The following is a 22,612-nucleotide window of genomic DNA, read 5'->3' on the forward strand; positions in this document are numbered from 1 at the left end:
CCCTACGGCTCCACCCGCCCGGCCGCCCGGGGGTTTACCCGGCGTTCAGCCGGTTGGCCGTGTGGACGGCGCGGAGCACCGCGGCTGCCTTGTTACGGCACTCCGTGTCCTCCGAGACAGGGTCCGAGTCGGCGACGACACCCGCTCCCGCCTGCACATAGGCCGTGCCGTCGCGCAGCAGGGCGGTACGGATGGCGATGGCGGTGTCGGAGTCCCCCGCGAAGTCGAGATAGCCGACGCAGCCGCCGTACAGTCCGCGCCGGGTGGGCTCCAGCTCGTCGATGATCTGCAGGGCGCGCGGCTTGGGGGCCCCGGAGAGGGTGCCCGCCGGGAAGCAGGCGGTCAGTACGTCGAAGGCGCTGCGCCCCTCGGCGACCCGTCCGGTCACCGTCGAGACGATGTGCATGACGTGCGAGTAGCGCTCGACGGACATGAAGTCGACCACCTCGACGGTGCCGGGCTCGCAGACCCGGCCGAGGTCGTTGCGGCCGAGGTCCACGAGCATCAGATGCTCGGCGCGCTCCTTGGGGTCGGCGAGCAGCTCGTCGGCGAGGGCCTGGTCCTCCCGCGGCGTGGCGCCGCGCGGCCGGGTGCCCGCGATGGGGTGGACCATCGCCCGGCCGTCCTCGACCTTGACCAGCGCCTCCGGGCTGGAGCCCACGACGTCGAAGCCGTCGAAGCGGAAGAGGTACATGTACGGCGACGGGTTGGTGGCCCGGAGGACCCGGTAGACGTCCAGCGCGCTCGCGGTGACGGGGGTCTCGAAGCGCTGGGAGGGGACCACCTGGAACGCCTCGCCCGCCCTGATGCGCTCCTTGATGTCCTCGACCACGGCCTGGTAGTCGGGGCCGCCCCAGAGCGCGGTGTACTCCGGCAGCTCCGAGGCGGGCAGCGCGGTGGGCGCGGACCGTACCGGCTCGGTGAGATCGGCGGCCATGGCGTCGAGCCGGGCGACGGCGTCCGCGTACGCCTCGTCCACACCGGTGTCGCGGTCGTTGTGGTTGATGGCGTTGGCGATCAGCAGGACGGTGCCGTCCCAGTGGTCGAGTACGGCGAGATCCGAGGTGAGCAGCATCGTCAGCTCGGGGATGCGCAGATCGTCGCGGGCGTGCTCGCCGATCCGCTCCAGCCGCCGGACGATGTCGTAGCCGAGGTAGCCGACCATGCCGCCGGTGAAGGGCGGCATGCCGGAGGAGAGGTCGCGGGGGGTGTGCAGGGCCTCCACGGTCGCGCGCAGGGCCGCCAGCGGGTCCCCGTCGACGGGGACCCCGACGGGCGGGGTGCCGAGCCAGTGGGTGACGCCGTCGCGCTCGGTGAGCGTGGCGGCCGACCGTACCCCGATGAAGGAGTAGCGGGACCAGGAGCGGCCGTTCTCCGCGGACTCCAGCAGGAACGTGCCGGGACGCTCGGCGGCGAGCTTGCGGTACAGGCCGACCGGAGTGTCGCCGTCCGCGAGGAGGCGCCGGCTGACGGGGATGACGCGGCGGTCCACCGCCAGCTTGCGGAAGGTCTCAAGGTCCATGGCCGCTGACCCTACTCGTTGGACGGGAGGCGTTGGGCGCGGACGGTGGAACGTCCACTCCGTACGGTCACCGGGAATCACTTCCCTACGGTACGACGACGGTTACCCACGACGATGGCTGCGCAGGACGACGGTTACGCCCGGACGTCAGCGGCCGAGCGGCAGTACGTCGGCGTCGAAGCAGGTCCGCGCGCCGGTGTGGCAGGCGGCGCCCACCTGGTCGACCTGGACCAGGACGGTGTCGCCGTCGCAGTCCAGGGCGACGGACTTGACGTGCTGGACATGGCCCGAGGTGTCGCCCTTGACCCAGTACTCCCGCCGGCTGCGCGACCAGTAGGTGCAGCGGCCGGTGGTCAGGGTGCGGTGCAGTGCCTCGTCGTCCATCCACCCGAGCATCAGCACCTCGCCGGTGTCGTACTGCTGGGCGATGGCCGGGACGAGGCCGTCGGCGCTGCGCTTGAGGCGGTCGGCGATGGCGGGGTCGAGTCCGCCGGCCGGGCCCGCGGGTGGGGGCGTGCTGGTCATACGGCCATTGTGCCGCGCCCGTGAGGCGGGCGACCGGGACGTCCACTGGGCGGACGGGGCCGGGCCACCGTAGGCTTACCGGCATGTCGACCCATGCGAAGCGTGAACGACTTCTTTTCGCCGACCTGTTGGAGGCGGCGGGCCCCGATGCGCCGACGCTCTGCGAAGGCTGGCTGACCCGCGATCTCGCGGCCCATGTCGTGGTCCGCGAGCGCCGCCCCGACGCGGCGGGCGGGACGGTACTGGCCGTGCTCAGGAACCGGCTCGAACGGGTGCAGGCGGAGTATCTCGCCAAGCCGTACGAGGAACTGATCCAGCTGATCCGTACCGGCCCGCCCCGGATGTCCCCGTTCGGCGTCAAGCAGATCGACGAGGTCGCGAACACCGTCGAGTTCTACGTCCACGCCGAGGACGTACGGCGGGCGCAGCCGGACTGGTCGCCCCGGGAACTGGACAGCGTCTTCGCGAACGCGCTCTGGTCACGGCTGGAGAAAGGCGGCCGGATGATGGGGCGGAAGTCCCCGGTCGGCCTGGTGCTGCGCCGCCCGGACGGCCAGACGACCGTGGCCCACCGCGGCACACCGGTGGTGACGGTCACCGGCGAGCCGGGTGAGCTGCTGCTCTTCGCGTTCGGCCGGCAGACGGCGGCGCATGTGGAACTGGACGGCGACAAGGACGCGATCGCACGGCTCCAGGAAGCGAACCTCGGTATCTAGGGGCCTGTCCGGAGCTACGCGCCTCAGGACGCGGGCAGTTCGGCACGGCGGAGGGCCTTGAAGCAGAGGCCGAGCAGGCCCCCGGTGCCGCACTGACGACAGCGCGCGGCGTCGCTGCCGATGACGGCCCGGCGTGGTCCGAAACGGTCGGCGAGCATTCCCCCGCCGAGCATCAGCACGGCGCGCGGAACGGCACCGGGGGCGAGTACGAGACCGGCCTGCACCGGACTGCCGATCCGGATCGCGGCTCAGGACAGTGCCATGCGGTAGACGCTGTCGCCGATCATGGAGGCGGTGCAGGCGGCGAGCCGGCGCCCGACGTTGCGGTCACGGTGAGCGGGTCGCTCCGGAGCCGATAAACCCCGCGGAGTCAGGAGTGGCTGTGGAGTCAGCCGTGGTGCGGGCAGTTCCCGCGGTACTCCACGATGGCCACGCCCGGCTGGGGCAGCGGGCAGAGGAACTGCTCGTAGCGGGTGTCCTGGTCGATGAACCGCTTCAGCCAGGAGACGCTGTACTTCGCGATCGTGGTGTTCGAGGTGTTCGGCGCGTTGTGGGTGGCTCCCTTCAGTTCCAGATACGCCTTGTCGAGCGAGCCCGGCAGCGAGGTGTAGAACGGCTCGGAGTGCGAGGCGACGGGCGCGACGGTGTCACCGTCGGCGCCGACCACCAGGGTGGGGGTACGCACTTCGGGCCAGGTCTTGTCCAGGTTCCAGGCGGTCAGCGGGACGGCCGCCTTCAGCGAGGTACGGCTCTTGGCTGCCTCCAGCACGCCGCCACCGCCCATCGAGTGGCCCATCACACCCAGCCGCGCGCCGTCGATCCGGCCGCTGACGGCCGAACTGCCGGTCAGATAATCGAGCGCGGCGAGGAGTTGGCGGCCCCGGCTCGCGGGTTGGTCGAGGAGGCCGGTGGTGTCGATGGTGAAGACGACGAAGCCCTGGGAGGCGAGCCGGGGGCCGAGCCAGGCGAGGCTCGACTGCGTGCCGGTGAAACCGGGCGCGACGGACACGGCGCCGAAGGTGCCGTCCGCGGTGGATGTCGGGTAGTAGATCGTGCCGCCGCCGAATCCGCTGACGGCGGCCGGGGCGACCGGGGTCTGCGAGACGGTGTACGGGCCGCGGTCGGCCTCGATGGCCGCCACGGTCGGGGCCGGTCCGCGCTCGTACGGATTGTCCGCGGCCTCGGCGAGGCCGGTCGCGTGGGCGCCGGACGCGCCGGGGATCAGCGCGGCGACCAGAACCGCGCTCGCGAGCGCGCCCGCTCGTAAACGCGGGGAGTGGAAGGTGGGGCGGGAGATGGAGCCGGAGGTGGCGCGGGAGGTGACGGGACGCGGTGGGGAGTACGGGTGCACGGCGGGTGCCTCTCGGTCGTGACGGAGCCACACCGGAAGCTGCCGCGAATCGTCGGATGCCGTCGGCGCACCGGAGTGGAACCGCGATGATGACTGGCGATTCCACTGTCGCGGCGCAACCGGCGTACGAGCACCGGCGAGTTCACCGGTCTTCACCAGTTCTCGCCGGTTCTCACCGGACCTGACAGATCTTCACGAACGGAGGCAAACCTACCGAATCCGCACCGGGGTCAATCGCAGTCAACCTGGGTCAACCACCCCGGATCAGCGCACCGGATGACCCGCCTCGCGCAGCGCGCCCTTGACCTCCGAGATCCGCAGATCACCGAAGTGGAAGACGGAGGCGGCCAGCACGGCGTCGGCGCCCGCCTCGATGGCCGGCGCGAAGTCCGCGAGCCTGCCCGCGCCCCCCGACGCGATGACGGGCACGGTGACGTGCTCGCGTACGGCCGCGATCATCTCCGTGTCGTAGCCGTCCTTCGTACCGTCCGCGTCCATCGAGTTGAGCAGGATCTCCCCCGCGCCCAACTCGGCCGCGCGGTGCGCCCATTCGACGGCGTCGATGCCGGTGCCCTGGCGTCCGCCGTGCGTCGTCACCTCGAAGGTCCCGGACGGCGTGCGCCGCGCGTCGACCGACAGCACCAGCACCTGCCGCCCGAAGCGTTCGGCGATCTCCCGTATGAGGTCGGGGCGTGCGATGGCCGCGGTGTTGACGCCGACCTTGTCCGCGCCCGCCCGCAGCAGCCTGTCGACGTCCTCGGGGGTGCGTACGCCGCCGCCGACCGTGAGCGGGATGAAGACCTGCTCGGCGGTGCGGCGCACCACGTCGTACGTCGTCTCGCGGTCGCCGGAGGAAGCGGTGATGTCGAGGAATGTCAGCTCGTCGGCGCCTTCGGCGTCGTACAGCTTGGCCATCTCGACCGGGTCGCCCGCGTCCCGCAGGTTCTGGAAGTTGACGCCCTTCACCACCCGGCCGTTGTCCACGTCCAGGCAGGGAATGACCCGTACGGCGAGAGTCATCCGGCACCTCCCGGGTGCGTCTCGGGCCGCTGTGTCTCGGGCCGGTACGCCTCGACCTCGACCTCGACGACCAGACTCGGGTCGATGAAGCCGGACACGACGATCATCGATGCGACCGGGCGTACGGCGTCGAACAGCTCCTTGTGGGCGCGCCCCACGTCGTCGGTGTCCCGTACATGGGTGATGTACATACGTGTGCGCACCACATGTTCCGCGCCGAGCCCCAGCTCCTCCAGCGCCTTGACGGCCACCCCGAAGGCGGCCCTGGCCTGCTCGTACGGGCCACCGGCCGCGATCCTGCCGTCGGCCATCGCCGTGCACCCGGCCACCAGGACAAGGCCGTTGGGGAGTTCCACCGCGCGGGAGTAGCCGATGGACTCCTCCCACGGCCCGCCGGACGAGACCTTCCGCACCTCTCCGGCGGGTGCGGCGTCGCGTACGTCGTCGCTCATCCGGACACCGCCGCCAGCGCCTCTTCCAGGGTGAACGCCTTGGCGTACAGCGCCTTGCCGACGATCGCGCCCTCGACGCCCTCGGGCACCAGCGTGGCGATCGCGCGCAGATCGTCCAGCGAGGAGACCCCGCCGGACGCGACGACCGGCTTGTCGGTGACGGCGCAGACGTTCGTGAGCAGCTCCAGGTTGGGGCCCTGGAGCGTGCCGTCCTTGGCGATGTCGGTCACGACGTACCGCGCGCAACCCTCGGAGTCCAGCCGGGCCAGCGTCTCGTAGAGATCGCCGCCGTCACGGGTCCAGCCGCGCCCGCGCAGCGTCGTACCGCGTACGTCGAGGCCGACCGCGATCCGGTCGCCGTGCTCGGCGATGATCTTGGCGACCCACTCGGGGCTCTCCAGCGCGGCCGTACCGAGGTTGACGCGGGTGCAGCCGGTGGCGAGGGCGGCGGCGAGCGAGGCGTCGTCGCGGATTCCGCCGGACAGTTCGACCTTGATGTCCATGGCTTCGGTGACCTCGGCGATCAGCGCGCGGTTGTCACCGGTGCCGAACGCCGCGTCGAGGTCGACCAGATGCAGCCACTCGGCGCCCGAGCGCTGCCAGGCGAGGGCCGCTTCGAGCGGGGAACCGTACGACGTCTCCGAACCGGACTCGCCGTGGACCAGCCGGACGGCCTGGCCGTCGCGGACGTCGACGGCGGGCAGGAGTTCAAGCTTCGGCACGGAGGGCACCGGGGGCACAGATGACATCAGAGGGTTCCGATCCAGTTGGTCAGCAGCTGGGCGCCGGCGTCGCCGGACTTCTCGGGGTGGAACTGGGTGGCCCACAGGGCGCCGTTCTCCACGGCGGCGACGAACGGCTCGCCGTGGGTGGCCCAGGTGACCTTGGGGGCGCGGATCTTGGGGTTGGTGACCTCAAGGCCCCACTCGTGCACGGCGTAGGAGTGGACGAAGTAGAAGCGGGCCTCCGGGTCGAGCCCGGCGAACAGCTGACTGTCCTCCGGTGCCTCCACGGTGTTCCACCCCATGTGCGGGACGACCGGGGCCTTGAGCGGCGCGACGGTACCGGGCCACTCGTCGAGGCCCTCGGTCTCCACGCCGTGCTCGATACCGCGCTCGAAGAGGATCTGCATCCCGACACAGATCCCCATGACGGGCCGGCCACCGGCGAGCCTGCGGCCGATGATCCACTCGCCGCGGGCGGCGGTGAGCCCCTTCATGCACGCGGAGAAGGCCCCGACGCCCGGGACGAGCAGCCCGTCGGCGTTCATGGCACGGTCGAAGTCGCGGGTGATCTCGACGTCGGCACCGGCCCTGGCGAGGGCGCGCTCCGCGGAACGGACGTTGCCGAATCCGTAGTCGAAGACAACGACGCTCTTGCTCATTCCCAGATCCCTTGGATGCGCAGGACTCCGGCGACCAGGCACAGCGCGGAGCAGATGCCCAGCAGCACGATCACGCTCTTGGGCAGTTTCTGCTTGTGGAACGAGTACACACCGCCGGCGAGGAAGAGCCCCACGACGATCAGAATGGTCGACAGACCGGTCACAGGGCACCCTTGGTCGAAGGAAGAATCCCCACAGCGCGCGGATCGCGCTCGGAGGCGTATCGCAGGGCGCGGGCGAGGGCCTTGAACTGGCACTCCACGATGTGGTGCGCGTTGCGCCCGTACGGCACGTGTACGTGCAGCGCGATCTGCGCCTGGGCGACGAACGACTCCAGGATGTGCCGGGTCATGGTCGTGTCGTACTCGCCGATCATCGGCGCCATGTTCTCGGGCTCGGTGTGTACGAGATACGGCCGCCCCGACAGGTCCACCGTCACCTGGGCCAGCGACTCGTCCAGCGGGACGGTGCAGTCGCCGAAGCGGTAGATCCCGACCTTGTCGCCGAGGGCCTGCTTGAAGGCGGCGCCGAGGGCCAGCGCGGTGTCCTCGATGGTGTGGTGCGAGTCGATGTGCAGATCGCCCTCGGTCTTCACCGTGAGGTCGAACAGGCCATGCCTGCCGAGCTGGTCGAGCATGTGGTCGTAGAAGCCGACTCCGGTCGACACGTCGACCTTGCCGCTGCCGTCGAGATCGATCTCGACGACGACGGAGGTCTCCTTCGTACTGCGTTCCACGCGGCCGATGCGGCTCATGCGCGCTGCTCCTTCGGGGGTTTGGGGGCGTCCCCCAGGTGACGCTTCAGGTCACGTACCGCGTTGAGGAACGCGTCGTTCTCGGACGGGGTGCCCGCGGTGACCCGCAGCCAGCCCGGTACGCCGTTGTCACGGATGAGGACACCCTGGTCGAGGATCCGCTGCCAGGCCACGTGGGAGTCCTCGAAGCGGCCGAACTGGACGAAGTTCGCGTCCGACTCGGTGACCTCGTAACCGATCGCCCGCAATTCCCCTACCAGCCGGTCCCGCTCGGCCTTGAGCGTCTCGACGTACCCGAGCAGCGTATCGGTGTGCTCCAGCGCGGCGAGCGCGGTGGCCTGCGTGATCGCGGAGAGGTGGTACGGCAGGCGCACCAGCTGGACGGCGTCGACCACGGCGGGGTGCGCGGCGAGATAGCCCAGACGCAGCCCGGCCGCCCCGAACGCCTTGGACATGGTGCGCGACACGACGAGGTGCGGCCGGCCCTCGATGAGGGGCAGCAGGGAGTCCCGGTGGCTGAATTCGACGTACGCCTCGTCGACCACGACCAGGGAGGGCCTGGCGGCCTGGGCGGCCTCGTAGAGCGCGACGACGGTCCCGGCGTCGACCGCCGTGCCCGTGGGGTTGTTGGGCGAGGTGATGAAGACGACCTCGGGGCGGTGCTCGGCGACGGCCTTCCGCGCCGCCTCCACATCGATGGTGAAGTCCTCCTTGCGCGGACCGGAGAGCCAGCCGGTGCCGGTGCCGCGGGCGATCAGTCCGTGCATCGAGTACGAGGGCTCGAAGCCGATGGCCGTACGGCCGGGGCCGCCGAAGGTCTGCAGCAGCTGCTGGATGACCTCGTTGGAGCCATTGGCGGCCCAGACGTTCGCCGCGGTCAGCGGGTGCTTTCCGGTCCGGGTCAGATACCGGGCCAGCTCGGTGCGCAGCTCGACCGCGTCCCGGTCGGGGTAGCGGTTGAGGCTCCGGGCGGCCTCGCGGACGCGCTCGGTGATCCGCTCGACCAGCGGCTCGGGCAGCGGGTACGGGTTCTCGTTGGTGTTCAGCTGTACGGGGACATCCAGCTGGGGCGCGCCGTAGGGGGACTTGCCGCGCAGCTCGTCCCGTACGGGCAGCTCGTCCCGTACGCGCAGCTCGTCGAACTCACGACTACCGAACGTCACTTTCCGGGCACCTTCCACGCGAACCTCGCCTTCACGGCCGCGCCGTGCGCGGGCAGGTCCTCGGCCTCGGCGAGCGTCACCACGTGATGGGCGACCTCGGCGAGTGCCTCCTCGTTGTAGTCCACGATGTGGATACCGCGCAGGAAGGACTGGACGGAGAGTCCCGAGGAGTGGCAGGCGCAACCGCCGGTCGGCAGTACGTGGTTGGAGCCCGCGCAGTAGTCGCCGAGCGATACCGGGGCGTACGGGCCGACGAAGATCGCGCCCGCGTTGCGCACCCGCGCGGCCACCGCGGCGGCGTCGGCGGTCTGGATCTCCAGGTGCTCGGCGCCGTACGCGTCGACGACCCGCAGGCCATCCTCGACGGACTCGACCAGCACGATCGCGGACTGCCGGCCGGAGAGCGCGGGGACCACCCGGTCCTCGATGTGCTTGGTCGCCGCGACCTGCGGCTCCAGCTCCTTCTCGACCGCGTCGGCCAGTTCGGCGGAGTCGGTGACCAGGACGGAGGCGGCCAGCGGGTCGTGCTCGGCCTGGCTGATCAGGTCGGCCGCGACATGGACCGGGTCGGCGGTCTCGTCCGCGAGGACCGCGATCTCGGTCGGGCCCGCCTCGGCGTCGATGCCGATCCGGCCGGTGAAGTAGCGCTTGGCGGCGGCGACCCAGATATTGCCGGGGCCCGTGACCATGTTGGCGGGTGCGCAGCCGTCGGGTCCCGGGGTGCCGTACGCGAACATCGCGACGGCCGAGGCGCCACCGGCCGCGTATACCTCGTCGACCCCGAGCAGCGCACACGCGGCCAGGATCGTCGGGTGCGGCAGACCGCCGAACTCCCGCTGCGCGGGAGAGGCCAGGGCGATCGACTCGACGCCCGCCTCCTGGGCCGGCACCACGTTCATGATCACCGACGACGGGTAGACGGACCGGCCGCCGGGCGCGTAGAGCCCCACCCGCCCGACCGGCACCCACTTCTCGGTGACCGTGCCGCCGGGCACGACCTGAGTGGTGTGCGAGGAGCGCCGCTGCGCGCGGTGGACCAGCCGGGCGCGCCGGATCGACTCCTCCAGCGCGGCCCGTACGGCCGGATCAAGCGCTTCCAGGGCGTCGATAAGGGCCTTCGCGGGCACCCGGACCCGCTCCAGTGTCACTCCGTCGAACTTCTCCGCGGCATCGATCAGCGCCGCCGTCCCCCTATGGCGCACGTCCTCGCAGAGCGGGCGCACCTTCTCCAGGGCGGCTTCCACGTCGAACTCGGCTCGGGGCAGCAGGTCACGCAGGTCTCCACCCTCGGGGAGGGTGTCGCCGCGCAGATCGATTCGTGAGATCACGGGGTCAATTCTCGCAGACCGGATCAGGCCGCCGGTCGCGCGTATCACTGGCTGATACACGCCATGTTCACTCCGGGTCACCATTAGCGTTCAGCACGTCACTCAGCGGGAACAACGCATGTACGACCACCTTTCATCAGTCGCACGGACCATCCGTCATCAGTTGTACGGACCATCCGTACGCACAGGGGAAGCGGAGGCGCGGCAGTGACCGAGCCGCAGAACGACGAATCTCCCGACTGGCTCAGCGCGGCGGAACTCGGCATGTGGCAGTCGTTCCGCAACGGCAGCACGTACGATCTGAGCACGTCGGACGCCTTACTGAACGACCCCTTCGCGCCGCGTCCCTGGGGCACGGACCGCAGCGTCCGCGCCAGGGTCATCGCGTTGCTGCTGCTCAACGGCCCCGCCGCGCTGCCGGGCCGGGTCGCCGCGCTCAAGCTCCGCGGGGTGCAGATCACCGGCACGCTCAATCTCGCGGGCGGCACCATCGCCCCGTACGTCGAGCTGAACCACTGCCGTTTCGAGAACGAGGTGGTGCTGCCCGAGTCGCGTTTCACCACCCTGCGGATGGTGGGCTGCGCCATCCCCCGACTGGAGGCCGCCCGGCTGCACACCGAGGGAGATCTCCATCTGCCGCGCTGCCGGGTCGAGCGGGGCATCAGGCTGACCGACGCGCACATCGGTACGGATCTGCTGATCAGCCAGATCGATGTACGTCCCGACCGACTGGGCCGGGCGATCACCGCGGACGGAATGTCCGTCGCCCAGGACCTCCAGGCCGATCAGATCGAGACATATGGCGAGGTCAGTCTCCGCGGTGCCAAGATCGGGGTGTCGCTGAGCCTGCGCGGCAGCCGGCTGCGCGCCGCGGAGGAGCGGCGGGCGCTCAACGCCCCGCAGCTGACCGTGGAGCGGTCGCTGTACATGACGGGCGCGTGGGTGAGCACGGAGACCGGCGACCCCGGGATGACGCCCCCGCACGGCGTCGGCAGCGTCGCCACGCCGCTCCTGGGCACGCGGCTGCAGCGCTTCGAGTGCCGGGGCGGGGTCCGGCTCGACGACGGCCGCTTCGGCGACGCGGTCGACATGGACCAGGCGCGGTTCCATCTCGCCCCCATGGAGGAGCTGTCGCTGCGCCGGATCAGCACCCCCGAGCTGCGGTTCAAGTGCGAGCGGCTGGAGGAGGGCAGGGTCGTCCTGAACGGCGCGAAGATCATCACGCTGGTCGACATGTCGACCAGCTGGCCGGGCCCCGGCGGGCTCGCCATGGGCGGTTTCGTCTACGAGAACCTCGTCCCGTTCGGCCACTTCCCGCTGATCAGACGGCTGGAATGGGTGGCGGCGGCAACTCCCGAGTACTCCCCCGAGCCGTACGAACGACTGGCCCAGGTCCTGCGCAACACCGGCGAGGACGCGGACGCGCGGGAGGTCCTCCTCGCCAAACAGCGCAGGCGCCGGGAGACGCTGCCGCTCGCGGCGAAGCTCTGGGGCTACCTCCAGGACTGGACGGTGGCCTACGGCTACCGGCCGGGCCGGGCGGCGCTGTGGATGGCGGTGCTGTGGGGAGCGAGCACGGTCGCCTTCGCCCGCCACGCGCCGGAGGCGATCAAGGGCGACGGACATCCGGCGTGGAACCCGGCGCTGTACACGCTGGACCTGCTGATCCCGGTGATCAACCTCGGCCAGGACGGCTACTGGCTGCTGAAGGGCGGCTGGCAGTGGGCGGCGGCCATGCTGATCATGCTGGGCTGGATCCTGGCGACGACGGTGGCGGCGGGTGCGTCGCGACTCCTGCGGCGCGGCTAGGGCCCGTTCGAAGGCATCCGGGACACCCGGGATGTGTCGACATCCCGGGTTTCTTTACCTTGCCTTGACTTTGGGCGCTACAACCTTTTCGCCCGATACGAAAGCTTCACAGCTGCCCTCTGGCGCGTCCGCGACCTGCGGTTTTCAATGGTCCGCACCATGTCATTGCTCCGCGCCCTGATCAGCACCGCGCGTATGGTCCGGCACACCCCGCAGCTCGCCGCCGGGCTGCCGCCGGACGACGCGGTGCTGCTCGACGCTCCCGACGAGCGGCTCGCTCCGGCGCTCGTCGCCGCCGCTCTCGGCGAGTACGAGCCCGCGGCGAAGCTGCTCGCGACGACGCGCGAGGCCGCCGAATGGGAGAACCGCGACCGTTATGTTATGCGGCTGGCCGCGTTCGCGTACGGCCGGGACGGCTGGCTCACCGCCTGGCTGCGCGCCGCGCCCCGAGACCCCGACGCGCTGCTCGTCCGGGCCGAGCTGGCCATCCGCAGGGCCTGGGAGTCGCCGGCCCGCGCCGAGCGGCTGCGGGAGACGGGCCCGATGATCGACGCGGCGGCCGACGGCGATCCACGCGATCCGGTGCCCTGGCGGGTCGCGCTCGACCACGCACGCGGTACGCACGCCACCCACACCGCGTTCGAGTCGCTGTGGGAGCAGGCCGTGCGCCGCTCCTCGCACCACTACGGCTGCCATGTCGCGGCCCTCCAGTACCTCTCGGCCGAGTGGTACGGCTCGCACCACGAGTGCTTCGACTTCGCCGAACAGGCGGCGCACGACGCCCTGCCCGGCTCCCAGGTACGCGCGCTGCCCGTGCGCGCCGCCTTCACGCTGCTGCTGAGCGGCGAGCCCACCTCCGTGCAACTGGACCGGATCGACGCGGCGGCCGATCTCGCGATCGCGGTGTCCGCCGAGTACGAGCCGGGCGACCCGTGGCCGGCCGAGGTGCGCAATCTGCTGGCGTATGTGCTGGTGGAGCGGGGACGTTGGCAGGAGGCGCTGGAGCAGTTCCGGCTGATCGGCTCGTACGCGACCTCCTTCCCGTGGACCTCGTTCACCGACGATCCGCTGGGCCAGTTCCTCGAATCACGGCACGCCGTACGGCTCCAAGTGGCCTCGGCGATGCCTTTGCGGAGCAGGACAGAACGGAGAGGGCCCCGCGGCCACTACGCTTGACCGTTGTGACCACCGCACGCCTCCCTCTCTTCCCGCTGAACGCGGTGCTGTTCCCGGGCCTCGTCCTGCCTCTGAACGTCTTCGAGGAGCGCTACCGCGCGATGATGCGCGAGTTGCTCAAGACCGATGACTCCGAGCCGCGCCGCTTCGCCGTGGTCGCCATCCGCGACGGACACGAAGTCGCGCCGACAGCGCCGGGAATGCCGGACGGAACCGCCCTGACCGACCGCGGGCCCGCCGCCGGCTTCGGCCCCGAACCCCTGAAATCCTTCCACCCGGTGGGCTGCGTCGCGGACGCGGCGACGATCCGCGAGCGCCCCGACGGCAGCTTCGAGGTGGTCGCGACCGGCACCACCCGGGTCCGGCTGCTCTCGGTCGACGCGAGCGGCCCGTATCTGACGGCCGAGCTCGAAGAGCTCCCCGAGCAGACGGGCGACGGCGCGGGCACGCTCGCCGAGGGCGTGCTGCGCGCTTTCCGGAACTACCAGAAGCGGCTGGCCGGGGCGCGTGAGCGCTCACTCTCCGGGGACGAACTGCCCGACGAGCCTTCGGTCGTGTCCTATCTGGTCGCCGCGGCGGCGGTGCTCGACACCCCGGCCAAGCAGCGGCTGCTCGAGGCTCCGGACATCGCGGCCCGGCTGCGCGAGGAGCTGAAGCTCCTGCGGGCCGAGACCGCCGTGATCCGCCATCTCCCCTCGCTGCCCGCCGTGACGCTGACGCACACGCCGCCCAGCCCCAACTGACACACCTCAACTCACCCAGGGAAGAACCGCCTTGGCGAAGAAGTCCAAGAAGCAGCAGTCCGGAGGCACCCCGGCGACGGTCGCCCTGACGGCCGCGGGCACGCCATACACCCTGCACGCGTACGAGCACGACCCGGCGTCGCCCTCGTACGGCGAGGAGGCGGCCGAGGCCCTCGGTGTCTCTCCCGACCGGGTCTTCAAGACCCTGGTCGCGGACGTCGACGGCGAACTGACCGTGGCCGTCGTGCCGGTCTCCGGTTCGCTCGATCTGAAGGCCCTCGCGGCGGCCGTCGGCGGCAAACGCGCCGCGATGGCGGACCCGGCGGCCGCGGAACGTACGACAGGTTATGTACGCGGTGGAATCTCACCCCTGGGGCAGCGCAAGCGACTACGCACCGTAGTGGACGCCTCGGCGGGGGCCCACCCGACGATCTGTGTCTCGGCGGGCCGCCGGGGCCTGGAGGTCGAGCTGTCCCCGGCCGATCTGGCGGCGCTCACCTCGGCCGTCATGGCGCCTATCGGCCGGAGCTGAACGACCGGCTCTCAGTGCCTGTGCTGTCCGTCCGGCGCGGCATCGTCCGGCGCGGCATCGTCCGGCGCGGCATCGTCCGGCGCGGCGTCGTCCGGCGCCGGGCCGTACGCCGCCGGGCCCCAGCCGTCCCAGCGCGGCTCCGGATCGCGCGGGCCGAACAGGGCCGTCAGGGCCAGGTGGACCACCATCGCCGCGATCGGCCACGCCAGCAGCGCGCCCTTCGCGTTCAGTTCCAGCGGCGCGTCGAACGTGACGCCCTTGCCGACCGCCCTGGCATGCGCCACCACGTCCGACATGGGGCCGAACCAGACGCCGACCCGCCAGGCGAGCGCGGCGCCCAGCAGCCCGCCCAGTGCCAGCCCCACCACCAGCGGGATACCGCCGCGCCTGCGGAAGACGAACACCAGCAGCCCGCTGACCGCCCCGAAGGCGAGCGCCAGCAGCAGGAACGTACCGTCCGACCCGATGGCCTCCTCGCCCTCGGTGTCCTTCAGGAAGACCGCCGTCTCGTCCGAGATCAACGGGATACGCGGTGAGAGCCAGAGCCACAGCAGTCCGAGCGCCAGACCCGAGACCGCCACCGCCACCATCACCACGACGGCCTGACGCACTTCGGTCCTCATATCGGGCCCCTTCTCCGCTTCCGCCCCGTGATGGGGCGATCCCCCGGCCGGCGGTGTCTGCCAGGGATCGTCGTGCGGCGGTCGGTGGGGCGGTGTCAAGGGTGCTGTCACTGTGCCATCGTGCCAGTCCTGGCCAGGGGGTGCCTCATCGGACCGCCGCCCGCCGGTACGCCCAGGTCGCCACGGCCAGCGAGCAGACACCGACGGCCGCGCACACCGCCAGGTCGAGAGCGACGGCCGGCCAGTCCGGACGGGCATCGAACGTACGGGCGAGAGCCTCCACCCCGTACGTGGAGGGCAGCAGGTCGCGCGCGTACCCGATCGCCCCCGGCAGCCGGTCCGGGGGCAGCACACCCAGCAGCAGCGCCGCCGACATGCCCAGCTGGCCCAGCAGCGTCGCCAGCTCCTGACGGGGCGCGAGCAGACCGAGCGCCGCGCCCAGACCGGCGAGCGCCGCGCCGGACAGCGGAATCACCGCGACCAGCACCCAGAGATGGGTGAGCGGCAACTGGAAGAGCACACTGCCGGTGACGGCCGTGACCGCGGTGCCCGGGACCGTGAACGAGGCATAGGCACCGGCCGCGCCGAGCACCACCGCGGCGGGCGGCACCGGCAGGGTGGCGTAGTGGTCGAGCCCGCCGCTCGCGCGCAGCTGACCGAAGTACTGGGCGAGCAGATTGAGCGCCACGAACGCGACGACGAGCACACTCGACCCGGCGACCACCGCCCGCGCCTCGTCGCCCCCCTCCACCACGCCCCGCATCAGGATCATGATCCCGACCGACTGGAACGTCGCCACGAAAAGCAACGGGATCCGCGCGACCCGGGCCCGGGACAGCTGGGCGCGGTACACGGCGGCGAGCGAGGGCAGCAGCCGGGCCCGGGGCGCGAGCGGCGCGGGCTCGCCGTCCGCCGGCTCGTTCACGGTGTCCGCCGCGGTCCCGACTCTCCCGGACACGGCCTCCGCGGGCACGATGCTCACCTGGTGCTGCTCCTGTTCGGTACGGGCGTACGTGCGTCGCTCGTGAAACGGCTGCTCACGCCTTGACTAGCCCCTTCGCCCGGCCGCCGAGCGCCAGATAGACATCTTCCAGACTCGGCGTCGCCAGTGTGAAATCGTCCAGCGCCGCGAAGGCCGCGCCGCCGGTCACCGCGGCGACCGCCGCGCGCGCCTCGTCCGGTGCGAGCCGCAGCACCCACCGGCGCCCCGACTCCTGCGCCGAATCGCGCAGCGCCGCGACCTCGGGAACATCGAGCGGCGCGCGCTCGCGCCACACGAGCTCCACCCGCACCTCTCCGGCGACCTCTTCCTTGAGCCCGGACGGGGTGTCGCAGGCGATGACCTTGCCCCGCTCCAGCACGGCCACCCGGTCGAGCACGGTCTCGGCCTCGATGACGTTATGGGTGACGAGCAGTACGGTCACCCCGTGCTCGGCCCGCCGCCGGTCCACTGCGGCCCACACCGCGCGCCGCGCGACCGGGTCCATACCGGTGGTCGGCTCGTCAAGAACCAGCACGGGCCGCTCCCCCACCAGCGCGGCGGCGAAACAGGCCAGCCGCCGCTGTCCCCCCGACAGCTTCTTCAGAGGCCGCCCGGCGATCTCGGTCAGCCCCAACTCGGCCAGCACAGCGTCCCGCTCCGCCCGCGCCACCCGCAGCGGCAGCCCGCGCAGCCGGCCGGTGGTCTCGGCGGCGAGCGCGACGGTCAGCTCGTCCAGCGCGGTCGACTCCTGGCCGAGATAACCGATGAGCCGGGAGGCGCGCTCGGGATGCCGCACCAGATCGTGCCCGAGGACCTCGACCTCACCGGAGTCGGGCCGCATCAGGCCGGTGAGCTGGCGTACGAGAGTGGACTTGCCCGCGCCGTTGGGCCCGAGCAGACCGAAGATCTCGCCGCGCCGCACATCGAGGGAGACCCCGTCGGTGGCCCGCACCGCGGGCGTCCCGGGGACGCCGCGTCTGCCGCGCGCGGCGGGGTACGTCTTGACCACATCGCGCACCACGCACACCGTACTCACGAGCAAGGACCTTACGTTGTGGCTGGACGGTGTGGATCCGGCGGGGGGCGCACCCGCACCCCTCGCCGCACCCCGCACCCCGCACCGCAACCGCAACCGCAACCCGCCGGACGGCGCACCGCACCGTACCCCCGAAACACCTACGGCGAAGCCGTATCCGCCGCCGCCCGCACATCGATCTCCCGCCAGAACCCCGCCCGGATCGCATACCGGTCGTGCTCATCGATCTGGTCGTCCTTGTGCGCCAGCAGACCGAACCGCGCCGCATACCGCAGCAGTTCCCCGTCGATACGGTGCGGAATCCGCGGATACATCACGGACAGCTTCTGCACATGCCCCGCCTCCGGCAGCCGTTCCATCCAGCGCCGCGCGAACACCTGCCCCACCTCGAAGGGATCGCCTCCCACCGTGGTGATGTCCTCCTCCCGGTCCGCCCAGCGCTGCTCCGCGCTGGTCAGCTGCGCCAGCGTCGGCAGCGACGCTGTCTCGGGCGGTTCACCCGCCGTACCGCTGCCCGGCCGCTCGACCCAGCCCTTGTCGGAGGACCACCGCAGCGTCGCCCCCGCCGGATGCTGTGCGGACGGGCCCGGCGTCGGGGCACCGGGGCCGCGCAGCCCCGCCAGGTCCTTGGGCGTCGGCACGCCCTTGCTGCCCGTACCGGCCGGATGGGGTTCCGCACCGGTCCCCGCGGGGGCGGGCGTCGACGACGAGCCGTTCCGCCCGGCGCCGGAGGCGGCACCCGCGCCACCCGCCGCCTCCGCCTCCGCCGCCCGTTCCGCGGACGCGGCCAGCGCCGATTCGGGCAGCGGCGCCGAGAGAATCGCCGCGATCTCGGGCCGGGGCGCCGGCGGCGGCGCGCAGACGCCGCCCAGGTCCTTGGCCCGTACGGCCTTGGTGATCCAGGCCCGGTCGAGCACACGTCGCTCGTCGGCCTCGGCAACCAGGTCCTCGGACTGGTTGTAGTCGCCGTCGGCGGCCTGCACGGCCCAGAGATGGACGGCGACGCCATGCTCCTTCGCGGACATCAGGCCGGGCAGCAGATCCCCGTCCCCCGTCACCAGCACGACATCGGAGCAGGCGCGATTTCTGGCCAGTTCCGTCAGCTCCGCGTGCATCGCCGCGTCCACGCCCTTCTGTGCCCAGCGCCCGTCACTGCGGGTGAGGGCACCGAGCCGGACGGTGACGCGCGGCATGACCCGCAGCCGTCGGTGCTCGGGTTGCGGAACCCGGTCGGGGGCGCCGTCGAACCAGTAGATACGGAGCAGCGGCTGTTCCGTATCGGCCTCGGCCCGTTCTCGCAGGCCCTGAATGAGGGCGGTGTGGTCGACGGTGATGCGGGAACGGGCCGGTTCTCCGGCGAGGAGACTCGCGGCGGCGCCCAGCAGATAGCCGGCGTCCACCAGGACGACGCAGCGGTCCACGTGTTCCACCTTCTTTCGGGAACCTCGGGATCGTGAGATCAGGAGTTACTGCGGGTTTCCTTCGAGTCTGCCCGACGGCAACAGGGTTAACGTCCGGAACTCGATCATCGGCGTGGCGTATTCGGCGATACGGAGCCGATCAGGCCGCTGACGAGGGGCCACTACACACGGCAATGATCCAAAATGCGGCGATTGGCGGCTTATGTGAGGCTTGACGCGGCCTGGCATCCACACCCCCGGCAGGAGGCAGCATCATGGCCAAGAACAAGAACCGGGATCGCAGCAACAAGCAGCACGCCCGCTCGGACGCCGCGCGTGGCACCGAAGAGTCGCAGTCCTCGTCGATGGAGGACCGGTCCGAGCAGGTGCAGTCGAGGATCACGCCGACGGATGCGGCCCACAAGGGCAAGCAGAAGCGTTTCGGCCACAACTGACCCCACCACCCGCCGTCCGTAACCGTATGAGGGGCATCCCACATGCTGGGATGCCCCCCATACGCGTCCGCCTCCTCACCGAGGCACGGCCCCGGCTATCCGGCCAGGCAGGCCGGGCCGAGCAGGACCTTCAGGTCACCGAAGAGCGCCGGGTCGGGCTGGACGCGGTGCCGGTCGAGCCGGAGCACCGTGGTCTTCCTGGCGCCCTGGAGCTTGATCCTCACCTCGGAGTTGCCCCGGTGGTGGCTGAGGATCTCACCGAGCCTGCTGACCATCGGCGGGGTGAGCTTCACCGTCGGGATGGTGATGGTGACGGGGGCGTCGGTGCCCGCCGACGACACGTCCGGGACCTGGAGTTCCATGGCGACGAGGCGGGGGATGTCCTCGCGCTTGTCGAGCCGGCCCTTGACGAAGACGACGGTGTCCTCGACCAGTTGCGTGGAGACCAGCTGATACGTCGCGGGGAAGAACATGCACTCGATGGAGCCGGCCAGATCCTCGACCGTCGCGATCGCCCACGCGTTGCCCTGCTTGGTCATCTTCCGCTGGAGACCGGAGATGATGCCGCCGATGGTGACCACCGCGCCGTCCGCGTGCTCACCGCCGGTCAACTGCGAGATCGCGGCGTCGGACTTGTCGGACAGGACATGCTCGATACCGAAGAGCGGATGGTCGGACACGTACAGACCGAGCATCTCCCGCTCCTGGGCGAGCAGATACGACTTGTCCCACTCGATGTCCGAGAACTCGACGTCGAGTCCGAAGCCGGGCTCGCTGGTCTCCTCCTCGCCCATCCCGCCGAAGAGGTCGAACTGCCCCTCGGCCTCCTTGCGCTTGACCTGCACCACGTTGTCGATCATCGGCTCGTGATGGGCGACCAGCCCCTTGCGGGTATGGCCCATCTCGTCGAAGGCACCGGCCTTGATCAGTGACTCGACGGTCCGCTTGTTGCAGACGACGGCCTCGACCTTGTCGAGGAAGTCGGGGAACGTCGCGTACTTCCCCTTCGCCTTACGGCACCGGATGATCGAATCCACCACGTTCTGCCCGACGTTCCTGATCGCCGTCAGACCGAACAGGATCACATCGTCACCCTGCGCGGCGAAGTTCGACTGCGACTCATTCACATTGGGCGGCAGCACCTTGATGCCCATGCGTCGGCACTCGTTGAGGTAGACCGCCGACTTGTCCTTGTCGTCCTTCACCGAGGTGAGCAGCGCCGCCATGTACTCGGCGGGGTGGTTGGCCTTGAGATACGCGGTCCAGTACGTGACCAGTCCGTACGCGGAGGAGTGCGCCTTGTTGAACGCGTATCCGGCGAACGGGACCAGCACGTCCCACAGGGCCTGGATCGCCTCGTCCGAGTAGTTGTTCTTCTTGGCTCCGGCCTGGAACAGGACGAAGTTCTTCGCCAGTTCGTCGGCCTTCTTCTTGCCCATCACGCGGCGCAGGATGTCGGCCTCGCCCAGCGAGTAGCCCGCGATGATCTGAGCGGCCTTCTGCACCTGCTCCTGGTACACGATCAGGCCGTGCGTCAGGCCGAGGACCTCCTTGAGAGGCTCCTCCAGCTCCGGGTGGATCGGCGTGATCTCCTGCTGGCCGTTCTTGCGCAGCGCGTAGTTCGTATGCGAGTTCATGCCCATCGGGCCCGGCCGGTACAGGGCCGAGACGGCGGAAATGTCCTCGAAGTTGTCGGGCTTCATCAGACGCAACAGTGAGCGCATCGGCCCGCCGTCGAACTGGAAGACACCGAGCGTGTCACCGCGGCAGAGCAGTTCGTAGGTCTTCGGGTCGTCCAGCGGCAGGGCGAGCAGGTCGAGGTCGATGCCCTTGTTGGCCTTCACCATCTTGACGGCGTCGTCCATGATGGTCAGGTTCCGCAGGCCGAGGAAGTCCATCTTCAGCAGGCCGAGCGACTCACAGCTCGGATAGTCCCACTGCGTGATGGTCACCCCGTCGGTGTGCCGTACCCAGACCGGCACATGATCGGTGATGGTCTCACTCGACATGATCACGCCGGCCGCGTGCACACCCATCTGCCGGACCAGGCCCTCCACACCCTTCGCGGTGTCGATGACCTTCTTCACGTCCGGCTCGTTCTCGTACATCCCCCGGATCTCCCCCGCCTCGCCGTAGCGGGGGTGCTTGGGGTCGGTGATGCCGTTGAGGTCGATGCCCTTGCCGAGGACATCGGCGGGCATCGCCTTCGTGAGCCGGTCGCCCATCGCGTACGGGTAACCCAGCACCCGCGCCGAGTCCTTGATCGCGTTCTTCGCCTTGATCTTGCCGTACGTGCCGATCATGGCGACCTTGTCGGCGCCGTACTTCTCCGTCACATAACGGATCACCTCACCGCGCCGACGCTCGTCGAAGTCGATGTCGACATCCGGCATGGAGATGCGCTCGGGGTTGAGGAACCGCTCGAAGATCAGACCGTGCTCGATCGGGTCGAGGTCGGTGATGCCCATGGCGTACGCGACGATCGAACCGGCGGCGGAACCACGGCCGGGGCCGACCGCGATGCCGTTGTTCTTGGCCCACATGATGAAGTCGGCAACCACGAGGAAGTACCCCGGGAAGCCCATCTCGATGATGATGCCCATCTCGTACTCGACCTGCTTGAGCCGGTCGTCCGGGATGCCGTTCGGGTAGCGGCGGGCCATGCCGCGCAGCGTCTCCTCACGGAACCAGGTGACTTCGGTGAAGCCCTCGGGCACATCGAACTTGGGCATCAGGTTCCGCTCCTGGAACCAGCCCTCCGTGTTGATCTGCTCGGCGACCAGCAGGGTGTTCGCACACCCCTCCTGCCAGGCGTCGGAGGAGTCCACGGCGTACATCTCGTCGGTGGACTTGAGGTAGTAGCCGGTCCCGTCGAAGCGGAAGCGGTCCGGGTCCGAGAGGTTCTTGCCGGTCTGGATGCACAGCAGCGCGTCGTGCGCGGTCGCCTCACCCGCGTACGTGTAGTGCGAGTCGTTCGTGACCAGCGGCGGGATCCCCAGCTTCTTGCCGACCTCCAGCAGCCCGTCCCGCACGCGCCGCTCGATCTCGATGCCGTGGTCCATCAGTTCCAGGAAGTACCGGTCCTTGCCGAAGATGTCCTGGTACTCGGAGGCCGCCTTCAGCGCCTCGTCGAACTGGCCGAGACGCAGCCGCGTCTGGAGCTCCCCCGACGGGCAGCCGGTCGAGGCGATCAGCCCCTCCGACCACTTCGCGATGGTCTCCTTGTCCATCCGAGGCCACTTCTGGAGCCAGCCCTCCGCGTACGCGTCCGAGGACAGCCGGAACAGATTGTGCAGACCTGTCTGGTTCGCCGCCCAGATCGTCTTGTGCGTGTAACCGCCGGAGCCGGACACGTCGTCCCGCTTCTGATGCGGCTGCCCCCACTGGATCTTCCGCTTGTTGCGCCGCGACTCCGGCGCCACATACGCCTCGATCCCGATGATCGGCGTCACCCCCGCCTTCTTCGCCTGATGGAAGAAGTCGTAGGCACCATGCAGATTGCCATGGTCCGTCATCGCGATATGGGACATGCCCATCTCTTTGCAGGCGTTGAACATGTCCCCCAGCCGCGCGGCACCGTCCAGCAGTGAGTACTGGGTGTGAACATGCAGGTGCGTGAACGGCGGCTTGGTCACGGCGAG

The 22,612-nt window shown here is 70.3% G+C and carries 22 protein-coding genes and 1 pseudogene; 6 read left to right on the plus strand and 17 right to left on the minus strand.

What is annotated here, in order from left to right; all coding sequences use genetic code 11:
- Positions 1–34: 34 nt before the first annotated feature.
- Positions 35–1,522, minus strand: a complete 1,488-nt coding sequence (locus ACIRQP_RS01205; protein WP_403881489.1) for an anthranilate synthase component I — start codon at positions 1,520–1,522, stop codon at positions 35–37.
- Between the two features lie 147 nt (positions 1,523–1,669).
- A complete protein-coding gene (gene hisI / locus ACIRQP_RS01210; RefSeq protein WP_403881492.1) occupies positions 1,670–2,047 on the minus strand; it encodes a phosphoribosyl-AMP cyclohydrolase in 378 nt (125 codons plus the stop codon).
- A gap of 83 nt (positions 2,048–2,130) precedes the next feature.
- Between hisI and ACIRQP_RS01215 the strand changes: the two genes are divergently transcribed.
- On the plus strand, positions 2,131–2,763 hold the full coding sequence (locus ACIRQP_RS01215; protein ID WP_403881494.1) for a TIGR03085 family metal-binding protein: 633 nt from the start codon (positions 2,131–2,133) through the stop codon (positions 2,761–2,763).
- Positions 2,764–2,861: 98 nt separating this feature from the next.
- Here ACIRQP_RS01215 and ACIRQP_RS01220 read toward each other — a convergent pair.
- The 10 genes and pseudogenes from ACIRQP_RS01220 to hisD form a co-directional block, all read right to left on the minus strand.
- A pseudogene (locus tag ACIRQP_RS01220) lies at positions 2,862–3,137 on the minus strand (MFS transporter); the annotation flags it as partial.
- Positions 3,138–3,151: 14 nt separating this feature from the next.
- Positions 3,152–4,060 carry an alpha/beta hydrolase family protein gene (locus ACIRQP_RS01225; RefSeq protein WP_403882103.1) on the minus strand — a complete coding sequence of 303 codons (909 nt, stop codon included), beginning with the start codon at positions 4,058–4,060 and terminating at the stop codon, positions 3,152–3,154.
- A 318-nt stretch (positions 4,061–4,378) separates the two neighbouring features.
- Positions 4,379–5,134 (minus strand): imidazole glycerol phosphate synthase subunit HisF, encoded by a 756-nt coding sequence (hisF, locus tag ACIRQP_RS01230; protein WP_403881497.1) that lies wholly within the window; start codon positions 5,132–5,134, stop codon positions 4,379–4,381.
- A complete protein-coding gene (locus tag ACIRQP_RS01235; protein WP_403881500.1) occupies positions 5,131–5,586 on the minus strand; it encodes a RidA family protein in 456 nt (151 codons plus the stop codon). The genes hisF and ACIRQP_RS01235 overlap by 4 nt, the downstream gene beginning before the upstream one ends.
- Entirely contained in the window at positions 5,583–6,308 is a 726-nt protein-coding gene (priA, locus tag ACIRQP_RS01240; protein WP_403881503.1) for a bifunctional 1-(5-phosphoribosyl)-5-((5-phosphoribosylamino)methylideneamino)imidazole-4-carboxamide isomerase/phosphoribosylanthranilate isomerase PriA, read from the minus strand. Before priA ends, ACIRQP_RS01235 begins: the two co-directional genes overlap by 4 nt.
- A 26-nt stretch (positions 6,309–6,334) precedes the next feature.
- Positions 6,335–6,970 carry an imidazole glycerol phosphate synthase subunit HisH gene (gene hisH, locus ACIRQP_RS01245; RefSeq protein ID WP_403881506.1) on the minus strand — a complete coding sequence of 212 codons (636 nt, stop codon included), beginning with the start codon at positions 6,968–6,970 and terminating at the stop codon, positions 6,335–6,337.
- Complete coding sequence (locus ACIRQP_RS01250) at positions 6,967–7,134, minus strand: hypothetical protein (RefSeq protein WP_403792749.1); 168 nt, start codon at positions 7,132–7,134, stop codon at positions 6,967–6,969. The genes hisH and ACIRQP_RS01250 overlap by 4 nt, the downstream gene beginning before the upstream one ends.
- The gene (hisB, locus tag ACIRQP_RS01255) at positions 7,131–7,724 is read right to left on the minus strand and encodes an imidazoleglycerol-phosphate dehydratase HisB (RefSeq protein WP_403881509.1); all 594 of its coding nucleotides are present in this window, start codon (positions 7,722–7,724) and stop codon (positions 7,131–7,133) included. The genes ACIRQP_RS01250 and hisB overlap by 4 nt, the downstream gene beginning before the upstream one ends.
- Positions 7,721–8,887 (minus strand): histidinol-phosphate transaminase, encoded by a 1,167-nt coding sequence (locus ACIRQP_RS01260; RefSeq protein ID WP_403881512.1) that lies wholly within the window; start codon positions 8,885–8,887, stop codon positions 7,721–7,723. The genes hisB and ACIRQP_RS01260 overlap by 4 nt, the downstream gene beginning before the upstream one ends.
- Positions 8,884–10,215, minus strand: coding sequence for a histidinol dehydrogenase (gene hisD / locus ACIRQP_RS01265; protein WP_403881515.1), 1,332 nt, complete (start codon positions 10,213–10,215; stop codon positions 8,884–8,886). Before hisD ends, ACIRQP_RS01260 begins: the two co-directional genes overlap by 4 nt.
- Before the next feature lie 207 nt (positions 10,216–10,422).
- On the opposite strand from hisD, the gene ACIRQP_RS01270 reads away from it, so the two are divergent.
- The 4 genes from ACIRQP_RS01270 (at position 10,423) to ybaK (ending at position 14,475) form a co-directional block, all read left to right on the plus strand.
- The gene (locus tag ACIRQP_RS01270) at positions 10,423–12,024 is read left to right on the plus strand and encodes an oxidoreductase (protein WP_403881518.1); all 1,602 of its coding nucleotides are present in this window, start codon (positions 10,423–10,425) and stop codon (positions 12,022–12,024) included.
- A 147-nt stretch (positions 12,025–12,171) separates the two neighbouring features.
- Complete coding sequence (locus tag ACIRQP_RS01275; RefSeq protein ID WP_403881521.1) at positions 12,172–13,200, plus strand: hypothetical protein; 1,029 nt, start codon at positions 12,172–12,174, stop codon at positions 13,198–13,200.
- Between the two features lie 5 nt (positions 13,201–13,205).
- The gene (locus ACIRQP_RS01280; RefSeq protein WP_403881523.1) at positions 13,206–13,943 is read left to right on the plus strand and encodes an LON peptidase substrate-binding domain-containing protein; all 738 of its coding nucleotides are present in this window, start codon (positions 13,206–13,208) and stop codon (positions 13,941–13,943) included.
- A gap of 31 nt (positions 13,944–13,974) precedes the next feature.
- Entirely contained in the window at positions 13,975–14,475 is a 501-nt protein-coding gene (gene ybaK / locus ACIRQP_RS01285; RefSeq protein ID WP_403881526.1) for a Cys-tRNA(Pro) deacylase, read from the plus strand.
- Positions 14,476–14,486: 11 nt separating this feature from the next.
- On the opposite strand, the gene ACIRQP_RS01290 is transcribed toward ybaK, so the two are convergent.
- The 4 genes from ACIRQP_RS01290 to ACIRQP_RS01305 form a co-directional block, all read right to left on the minus strand.
- A complete protein-coding gene (locus ACIRQP_RS01290; protein ID WP_403881529.1) occupies positions 14,487–15,209 on the minus strand; it encodes a DUF2567 domain-containing protein in 723 nt (240 codons plus the stop codon).
- Between the two features lie 34 nt (positions 15,210–15,243).
- Complete coding sequence (locus tag ACIRQP_RS01295; protein WP_403881532.1) at positions 15,244–16,080, minus strand: ABC transporter permease; 837 nt, start codon at positions 16,078–16,080, stop codon at positions 15,244–15,246.
- A gap of 55 nt (positions 16,081–16,135) precedes the next feature.
- The gene (locus ACIRQP_RS01300) at positions 16,136–17,107 is read right to left on the minus strand and encodes an ABC transporter ATP-binding protein (protein WP_403882106.1); all 972 of its coding nucleotides are present in this window, start codon (positions 17,105–17,107) and stop codon (positions 16,136–16,138) included.
- Positions 17,108–17,256: 149 nt separating this feature from the next.
- A complete protein-coding gene (locus ACIRQP_RS01305) occupies positions 17,257–18,546 on the minus strand; it encodes an NYN domain-containing protein (RefSeq protein WP_403881535.1) in 1,290 nt (429 codons plus the stop codon).
- Positions 18,547–18,791: 245 nt separating this feature from the next.
- On the opposite strand from ACIRQP_RS01305, the gene ACIRQP_RS01310 reads away from it, so the two are divergent.
- Positions 18,792–18,971, plus strand: coding sequence for a hypothetical protein (locus tag ACIRQP_RS01310; protein ID WP_403881538.1), 180 nt, complete (start codon positions 18,792–18,794; stop codon positions 18,969–18,971).
- A 95-nt stretch (positions 18,972–19,066) separates the two neighbouring features.
- Here ACIRQP_RS01310 and dnaE read toward each other — a convergent pair whose 3' ends face one another.
- Complete coding sequence (dnaE, locus tag ACIRQP_RS01315; RefSeq protein WP_403881541.1) at positions 19,067–22,606, minus strand: DNA polymerase III subunit alpha; 3,540 nt, start codon at positions 22,604–22,606, stop codon at positions 19,067–19,069.
- Positions 22,607–22,612 lie beyond the last annotated feature (6 nt).

Origin of the sequence: Streptomyces sp. NPDC102274, assembly GCF_044766385.1 — a bacterium.
In the GTDB taxonomy this organism is placed as follows: Bacteria; Actinomycetota; Actinomycetes; order Streptomycetales; family Streptomycetaceae; genus Streptomyces.

Coding starts and splice junctions, on each gene's coding strand:
- ACIRQP_RS01205 (WP_403881489.1), bottom strand. CDS start 1,522: ATGGACCTTGAGACCTTCCGCAAGCTGGCGGTGGACCGCCGCGTCATC.
- hisI (WP_403881492.1), bottom strand. CDS start 2,047: ATGACCAGCACGCCCCCACCCGCGGGCCCGGCCGGCGGACTCGACCCC.
- ACIRQP_RS01215 (WP_403881494.1), top strand. CDS start 2,131: ATGTCGACCCATGCGAAGCGTGAACGACTTCTTTTCGCCGACCTGTTG.
- hisF (WP_403881497.1), bottom strand. CDS start 5,134: ATGACTCTCGCCGTACGGGTCATTCCCTGCCTGGACGTGGACAACGGC.
- ACIRQP_RS01235 (WP_403881500.1), bottom strand. CDS start 5,586: ATGAGCGACGACGTACGCGACGCCGCACCCGCCGGAGAGGTGCGGAAG.
- hisH (WP_403881506.1), bottom strand. CDS start 6,970: ATGAGCAAGAGCGTCGTTGTCTTCGACTACGGATTCGGCAACGTCCGT.
- hisB (WP_403881509.1), bottom strand. CDS start 7,724: ATGAGCCGCATCGGCCGCGTGGAACGCAGTACGAAGGAGACCTCCGTC.
- ACIRQP_RS01275 (WP_403881521.1), top strand. CDS start 12,172: ATGGTCCGCACCATGTCATTGCTCCGCGCCCTGATCAGCACCGCGCGT.
- ACIRQP_RS01310 (WP_403881538.1), top strand. CDS start 18,792: ATGGCCAAGAACAAGAACCGGGATCGCAGCAACAAGCAGCACGCCCGC.